The organism is Pseudomonas sp. 05N434 (genome assembly GCF_056396965.1).
Map to the genome: position 1 here is coordinate 1 of NZ_JBFTMK010000857.1, position 1,351 is coordinate 1,351.

General features: G+C 51.1%; 3 protein-coding genes. 1 reads left to right on the forward strand and 2 read right to left on the reverse strand.

Annotation, left to right across the window (positions count from 1 at the left end; translation table 11 throughout):
• Window positions 1–544: glycoside hydrolase family 99-like domain-containing protein (locus AC1DLB_RS30140; protein WP_477786299.1), on the forward strand; the 544-nt coding region annotated here is incomplete at its 5' end.
• Between the two features lie 149 nt (window positions 545–693).
• On the opposite strand, the gene AC1DLB_RS30145 is transcribed toward AC1DLB_RS30140, so the two are convergent.
• On the reverse strand, window positions 694–1,053 hold the full coding sequence (locus AC1DLB_RS30145; RefSeq protein ID WP_230138974.1) for a VanZ family protein: 360 nt from the start codon (window positions 1,051–1,053) through the stop codon (window positions 694–696).
• A partial coding sequence (locus AC1DLB_RS30150; protein WP_477786300.1) for a YjbH domain-containing protein occupies window positions 1,050–1,351 on the reverse strand: 302 nt, incomplete at its 5' end. The genes AC1DLB_RS30145 and AC1DLB_RS30150, both read right to left, overlap by 4 nt.

Genomic DNA, 1,351 nt, shown 5'->3' on the forward strand with positions numbered 1-1,351 from the left:
TGGCTCTTCCCCCAATGAACTACTAACGAGAGCGCGTAAGCTAGCAAAAAAATCCGGACTTAACGGGATCTTTTTCATTGGGACGCCAGGTTCAAAAAAAGACTCACTAACCCTTGAATTACCAAATCAGACGTATGATGCAGTGAGTGCCTACAACTATCAGTACGGACCATCAAAAGCTCCGGAGATTCGTACTCTATCCAAAAGCTATTCGGAGCTGATGGATGGCTACTCTCAATCTTGGAACTTTACGTTGAAAACAAGCCCCTTACCTTACGTCATCCCAGTGACCTCGGGGTGGGATAGAACTCCTTGGGGTGGAAGCAGCGATCCAGCGCACGACAACTCCTACAGCACCCCTGAGGAATTTTCAGAGCATTTATCCAGGGCAAAAGCAGAACTTCTTGGCAACCCCAAAAAAACGCTAAACACAATCATTATTTGCTGCTGGAACGAGTTCGGGGAAGGCTCTTATATTGAACCCACTAAAAAATTTGGATTCGACTATCTTGAGCAAATACATAAAATCCTCAAAACCCAATAGCCTCTAAAGCAAGCTGTTTTTTCGCCTTTATTAGATTAAGCGGGTTGAGGGAGTTCGAGCTATCGGCAAGAGAGGTGTTACTGGCGGGGAATAGAGAGAGGATCTGCGGTTGCAACATGCCGGCGGGCTGATTGGTATTTCGTGCCTTTTCAGCGCACCCAGTACCTTGAAATCAATAACCCCATCAACACGCCGATACTATTTGCCAGCATGTCGTAGGGTGAAGCCGTGCGCAGCGGCATCATACCTTGCGCGGCCTCGATGATTACGCCAGTGAGCAAACAGCCCACGGCGACCCACCGAAATTTCACATTGGGAAAGGCCAGCCGGCAGCTGCATGTAAATACCAGAAAGCCGATCCAGTGATGGAGCTTGTCCTCTTCGACGAACAGTTCCGGGATCGGCTGAGCGCGCAATCCCGCGAACAGCAGTATCGCCGTTACCATGGCAAAGGCCAGGCACCGGAGCCAGAACGGCAATTCGATCAAGCCTTTGAGCCATGTGATCATTCGGTAATTTTCTCGAAGTTGTTGTAGAACAGGCTGCTGTCACGCCCGTCGGTCATGGTCTGCAATGAGTAGGCACGGCTCAGGCGCGCACCACCATCGCGAGTCAGTGGCGTCCAAATGATATTGGCACGACGCATGGTCGAGGTACTCAACAGCTCGTCGAACGGGATGGAAATGTAAATGCCTTTGTCAAAGCTGCCCTCGCCATATTCCGCCTTCGACGCCGTGGTCAGGGTGACCCAGCCGCCAAACTTCACGCCGTTCTTGAACTCCCGTGACAAGTCGACGGTGGTACCCC

Excerpts from the sequence above, each read along its gene's own strand:
- AC1DLB_RS30145 (WP_230138974.1), bottom strand. The coding sequence starts at position 1,053 with ATGATCACATGGCTCAAAGGCTTGATCGAATTGCCGTTCTGGCTCCGG.